Annotated in this window: 3 protein-coding genes; all 3 read right to left on the bottom strand. The window is 38.3% G+C overall.

The window, feature by feature from the left end; genetic code table 11:
* Positions 1-551: 551 nt before the first annotated feature.
* Entirely contained in the window at positions 552-1,904 is a 1,353-nt protein-coding gene (locus tag J3U27_RS10250; RefSeq protein ID WP_267377400.1) for a hypothetical protein, read from the bottom strand.
* 757 nt (positions 1,905-2,661) lie between these two features.
* Entirely contained in the window at positions 2,662-3,999 is a 1,338-nt protein-coding gene (locus tag J3U27_RS10245; RefSeq protein WP_267331021.1) for a hypothetical protein, read from the bottom strand.
* Between the two features lie 783 nt (positions 4,000-4,782).
* Positions 4,783-6,171, bottom strand: coding sequence for a hypothetical protein (locus J3U27_RS10240; RefSeq protein ID WP_267377399.1), 1,389 nt, complete (start codon positions 6,169-6,171; stop codon positions 4,783-4,785).
* Positions 6,172-6,837 lie beyond the last annotated feature (666 nt).

Genomic DNA, 6,837 nt, shown 5'->3' with positions numbered 1-6,837 from the left:
TTGGAAAAACACGATGCAACACTTTTTTTCGCTCATTTACGTTAACTTTTGTAAATAAGATCTAAAAAGGATCTAAATTATAATTGTTTGATTGCTGTTTTATTTAAATATATTGCAATTACAAATCTTTAGAATTAGAGTGATTGATCCTCAAAAATTTTATTTTAAGGCTTTGAATTAGAAATTCAGTGATTTTGATATTTTAATAATTTTTAAGTGACATTTAAAACCTCAAAAACCCCGTTCCTCAACTTTTTTTTGATGAAAAAACGGCTACTAAAAAACGACACAGTTTAAAGCAGAATTATTTATTTGAGATAACATTGCAGAATTTAGAACCCCAAAAACCCCGCTCCTCAACTTTTTTTGAGATAAAATACCTCAAAAATAAACCCGCCGAGGCGGGTAATTGAAGCGCCGCTTAGCCGCAAAATCGCTTTTTTTATGGCTAAACGACGTTGACTCCTTGAGTCAGCTTGCTTTTAATCACTCAACACTATTTTTTATCACCCCCGCCCCCGGCCTAAGGATTAAGGACGAAGAAATAAAAACTAAGGATGGGAGCAAAGTCCGTAGTAGTCGGGTAAGGTGGAGTTCAAAGCCACGCTACCGTAGGATGCGCGCACGAGAAACTGGTCACTATCAAGCGGGTCACTAGTCCAGTACCAATTGTACCAATTGTTCCGATCTCTGACGAAGCCAACGCCTGAATAATCCTCCATGTTACCCCACTCAGTGAAAAAACCTGAACCTATATGACGCATATAATGATCACCAGGTGAGGAAGGGGTGGCGCCGACTGAACCACGACACCAAGATCCGTCACGGGAGCCTGGCGGACAAGATGCATTGGTTAAATCCCTTACGCGAGGCAGACGATAACCAAGACTATTACACCAATATAAGGTAGGATAATAATTTCTCGACGCAGAACCACGATTGACGAACCACTGCTTCAAAGTAAAACCATATCTGACGACTGGAGTACCATTACTATCACGACCGACCAACTCGAATGTCTGAGGCAAAGTAGGTTTAGAAATAGGACTAGGACTGTCTGAATTATGCTGGGATGTGGTAGCGTAAGGACCAGTTAAAGTAACGCGTACGCTTGTAGCAGTAGAATTAGACATTGTAACTGTGATACCACCCAGAGAAACAGGAGACCAAGACAATGGCTGACTACTACCACTAATATCTAAATCAAAGTACAATCCATTAAGACCTGTAGTAGGAAAGTTTTGACCGTAACGTGACGGGTCTGTTTCTTGAGTGAGAAAACCCTTAGCTGGGTCCCACATCGAAACCGGACCAGCATAAATACCTGTACCTCTATTCAAGTTAGGCCTAGCAAAACAAACCACAGGCCCAGCCTTAGGATTGACGTAATAAGTCACATTATTTGCATTGAAAGTACTACGATTAGGAAAACCATAACGTGTAGATAATGTACCGTTAGAACTGGATAACGTAACCTTATAAGGTGAATTACAAGTCGTTAACACGGAATTACGTGATACAGGCCGATTGTTTTTATCGACGATAGATAAACTCAAAGAACCTGTAGCGGTAACACCAGAATCACCATCATCATCTCCCCAATAATTATTAGGTGGACCGATAAGAGAACTCAAAGCGACTGAAGTAGTATCAGTAGGAACGAACATACCAATATCAGCAAAACTCTGTCCCGCAACCGGCAAGACGATTGGGGTTGTAGATGATGAATTGTTAGAAGGCGTGTAATTAGCTCCGTTAGATAGCGTAATCCCAAGCAGACCGTTAGCATCAACCGCACGTGTACGACCACCGTCGAAAGTCAGATAAGGTGCACTACCCTGTATCGCATTCCTAGTTGTCTGTGATGTCAATGCATGACTGGAAAAAGGAAGGAAAAGAGCCACGGAAAAAACAATCTGCCGGGATAATTTGGAAAACGATCGGAAAAAAGATCGAGAAGAGGATCGCGGAAGCGATCGCGCGAAAATTCGCAGAATTTTACTTGATTGTGTGGAAAAATAAGTTTTAGTGAAAAATTTAAACTGGGTGCTGGACTTAGACGAATTTAAAAGATAGGTTTGGCAGGTTGGCTGTTGGCTGTTGGCTGTTGAAAATTATAATGCATTTTAGACTATCCTGTCAAGTAATTTTTTGATTAATTTACAATTTTATGCTTTTCTGTCAAATTTTAGCCTAGTAGCTAAAACCGTGTAAAAAGTATAGTGATTGGAAAAACACGATGCAACACTTTTTTTCGCTCATTTACGTTAACTTTTGTAAATAGGATCTAAAAAAGATCTAATTTATAATTGGTTAACTATTGTTTTAATTAAATATATCGCAATTACAAATCTTTAAAATTAGAGCGATTGATCCTCAAAAATTTTATTTTAAGGCTTTGGATTAGAAATTTAGTGATTTGGATCATTTAATAATTTTTAAGTGAAATTTAGAACCTCAAAAACCCCGCTCCTCAACTTTTTTTGCAATAAAAAACCTCAAAAATAAACCCGCCTAGGCGGGTAATTGAAGTGTCGCTAAGCCACAAAATCGCTTTTTTTATGGCTAAACGACGTTGACTCGTAGCTTACTTTTAATCACTTAATACTATTTTTATCACTCCCACCCCCGCCCTAAGGATTAAGGACGAAGAAATAAAAACTAAGGATGGGAGCAAAGTCCGTAGATGTCGTAGTAGAACCAACCCACGTCACCGTCGTTGGTGTCCACGACATACTGGTCACTACCATTCGGGTCACTAGTCCAGACCCAACCGTAGCCGAAGCCAGCGCCTGAATAATCATCCATTTTGCCCCACTCCGTGAAAAAACCAGAACCTATATGACGCATGTAATACTTACTAGGTGAGGAAGGGGTGGTGCCTAAATTATTATAATTTGAATTTGTTAAATCCCTTACGCGAGGCATTCGATAACCAATACTATTACACCAAGATAATGTATTAGGATAAGTGTCATACTTAGAACCTCGGTTGACGAACCACTGCTTCAAAGTAAAACCATATTTAATAACTGGATTACCATTATTGTCTCGACCGACCAACTCGAATGTCTGAGGCAAAGATGGAGTGGAAACACGACTAGGATTGGATGAATTAATCTGGGATTGAGTAGCGTAAGGACCAGTTAAAGTAACGCGTACGCTTGTAGCAGTAGAATTAGACATTGTGACTGTGATACCTCCCTGAGAAACAGGAGACCAAAACAATGGCTGACTACTACCACTAATATCTAAATCAAAGTACAATCCATTAAGACCTGTAGTAGGAAAGTTTTTACCGTAACGTGACGGGTCTGTTTCTTGAGTGAGAAAACCCTTAGCTGGGTCCCACATCGAAACCGGACCAGCATAATTACCTGTACCGTAATCCAAATTAGGTCTGACAAAACAAACCACAGACGCAGCCTTAGGATTGACGTAATAAGTCACATTACTAGCACGGAAATCACTACGATTAGGAATACCGTAACGAGTCGATAATGTACCGTCAGTACTGGATAACATAACACGATAAGGTGCGTTACAAATCTCTGGTACTGCACTACGTGATACCGTTTGACCGCTTTTATCGACGATAGATAAACTTAACGTACCTGTAGCAGTAACGCCAGAATCACCATCATCATCTCCCCAATAATTATTAGGTGGACCGATAAGAGAACTCAAAGCGACTGAATTTGTATCAGTAGGAACGAACATACGAATATCAGCAAAACTCTGACCCTCAACGGGCAAGGAGATTGGAGTTATAGATGAAGAATTGGTAGAAGGCGTATAATGTGTACCATCAGATAGTGTAATCCCGAGCAAACCGTCATTATTAACCGCACGAGTACGACCGCCATCGTAAGTTAAATATGGCTCATTTCCGTGAATAGAATTCGAGGTATTAACGGTTAATGCATGGCTAAAAGAAGGAAGTAGTAGTACGACAAAGATCAACCGAAATAATTTGGAACGATGAAACGATCGCGCCAAAATTCGTAGAATTTTGCTTGAACAGATGAAAAAATGAAGTTCTCGGAAAAATAAAAATTGGGAGCTTAACTTAGACGAATTTAAAGTATAGGTTGACCAAGGTGCATGGTGCATGGTGCATGGTGAAAATTATAATGCATAACGACATTCCTGTCAAGTAAATTTTGAATTTAATTAATGCTTTGCAGTTAAATTCTCAAAGCTAGAACAGTTAAAGATTATAGTGACAGCAAAAATACGATGCAATAGCTCTCATTAGACTTAATTGCTAACATTCGTAAAGAGAATCATGAAAATATCTAAAAAATGATCGGTTAACTATTGTGCTAATTAAAAATATCGACTTTACATACCTTTAAAAATTGGTCACTTTATCGCCATAAAAATTTGTGATTTTTTTGATTTTAGATACCTCCAAAAAAACCGCTCTTCAAATTTCTATGAAGCACCTAAAAAATAAATGTGTTAAGCGATGTATGCGGAGCTGTAAAAACGTGATTTTACCCCCCTAAAAACCCCACTCCTCAACTTTTTTGGAAAAATTTAGATCTAAAAAATAAATCCATCCCAGTTAAGGGATGGATGGCTAAAGATATTATTAGAAATTTAACGTTTTTAATCTATAAAACATATTTGACTTTAGGGTCAATAACTTGATTTATTTAATATTTATTATAGTCATTTAGCTAAAAATGTATAAAAGTATCATTCCAGAGCCATTAAATTAACGATTCTTCAGCGAATTGATTTACTTTTGCTATTGAACCACCTCAATAATAAGTTTTAACGATTAACACAAACCGCATTGCCGCTGCTACTATGCCTATAAACGGAACCATTATTCAGACTTATGAGATAAGTATTACGATCATTGTTTAGGGTACCAGTCCAGTACAAATGGCCGTAAAATCTGGAATCGAGGTAGTAGCCCATCGTCCCCCATTCGGAATTCAAGCCTCCACCAATGTAACGTTGATACAAATTATTAGGTGAAGAAGGCGTAGCGCCGACTAAACCTGTACACCAATCACCTGACTCCAAACCACGACAAGATGCATTGCTTAAATCTTTTACCTGAGCCACTTGATAACCTAGACCATTACACCAAAGTACTATATTTGGATAATAATTTACCGCGGGTCCACTATTGACGAACCATTGCTTTAATACAAATCCATATTTAACCACAGGATTACCATTGCTATCACGACCAACTAACTCAAAAGTCTGAGGCAAATTAGGGTTGGTAATAGGAGTAGGAGTAGTACTCATACCAGGCTCGGTTGAGAGAGGACCTGTAAAGGTTACGCGTACACTTGTAGCTGTAGAATTGCTCATAGTCGCAGTAATATCTGCAACCTTAACTGGAGACCAAGACAAAGCCTGATTAACACCACCAATGATTAAATCAAAGTACAGTTTGTCAGCTGCAGTAGTAGGAAAGTTCAAACCATAACCTGATGGGGCAGTTGACTGAGGAATAAAGCCATTAGCTGGGTCCCACATCCAAGACGGACCTGAGAAGTCGTGAGAATTTCCAATCTCGCCTGGCTTACCATATTTTAAGTTTGGTTTAGCAAAACAAACCACCGGAACAGCCTTAGGATTAACAGTATAAGTAACACTACTTTCATTGAAAGTACTATTAGGAGGAAGACCGTAACGCGTAGTTAATTCGCCATTAGTACTAGTTAATTTTACTTGATAAGGTGCTTTACAAATATCGAGCACGGTATTACGTGTTACAGCTTGATTACTGTTATCCACGATAGATAAACTTAAACTACCTGTCGCAGAAACATCACCATCTCCATCATCATCTCCCCAATAATTATATGGCGAACCAATAAGCGTATTGAGCGCAACTGAATTGCTACCGATTGGTACAAACATACTTATATCAGCAAAGCTTTGACCTGTAGCAGGCAAGACGATTGGGGTTGTAGGTGAAGGATTGTTTGAAGGCGTATATTGCGTACCGTCAGATAGTGTAATCCCAAGCAAACCTTCATTATTAACCGCACGAGTACGACCGCCATCGTAAGTTAAATATGGCTCATTTCCATGAATAGAATTCGAGGTATTAACGGTTAATGCATGGCTAAAAGAAGGAAGTAGTAGTACGACAAAGATCAGCCGAAATAATTTGGATCGATGAAAAGATCGCGCCAAAATTCTTAGCATTTTGTCTGAACAGATGAAAAAATGAGCTTTTCGGAAAAATGAAAATTGGGAGCTTAATTTAGACGAATTTAAAGTATAGGTTGACCAAGGTGCATGGTGCATGGTGCATGGTGAAAATTATAATGCATAACAACATTCCTGTCAAGTAAATTTTGAATTTAATTAATGCTTTGCAGTTTAATTCTCAAAGCTAGAACTGTTAAAGATTATAGTGACGGCAAAAATACGATGCAATAGCTCTCATTAGACTTAATTGCTAACATTCGTAAAGAGAAGCACGAAAATATCTAAAAAATGATCGGTTAACTATTGTGCTAATTAAAAATATCGACTTTACATACCTTTAAAAATTGGTCGTTTTATCGCCATAGAAATTTGTAATTTTTTTGATTTTAGACTCTCCCCAAAAAACGCCCTTCAAATTTCTATGAAGCACCTAAAAAATAAATGTGTTAAGCGATGTATGCGGAGCTGTAAAAACGTGATTTTACCCCCCTAAAAACCCCGCTCCTCAACTTTTTTTTGATGCAAAAAACGGCTACTAAAAAACGCTACAGTTTAAAGCGGCATTATTTATTTAAGACAATATTTCAAAACAGAATTTAGAACCCCAAAAACCCCGCTCCTCAACTTTTTTTGATGCAAAAAAACAGC

It is taken from the genome of Gilliamella sp. B2911 (assembly GCF_026536965.1).
Lineage (GTDB): Bacteria > Pseudomonadota > Gammaproteobacteria > Enterobacterales > Orbaceae > Gilliamella > Gilliamella apicola_E.
This window is presented reverse-complemented; position numbering and strand designations above follow the sequence as displayed.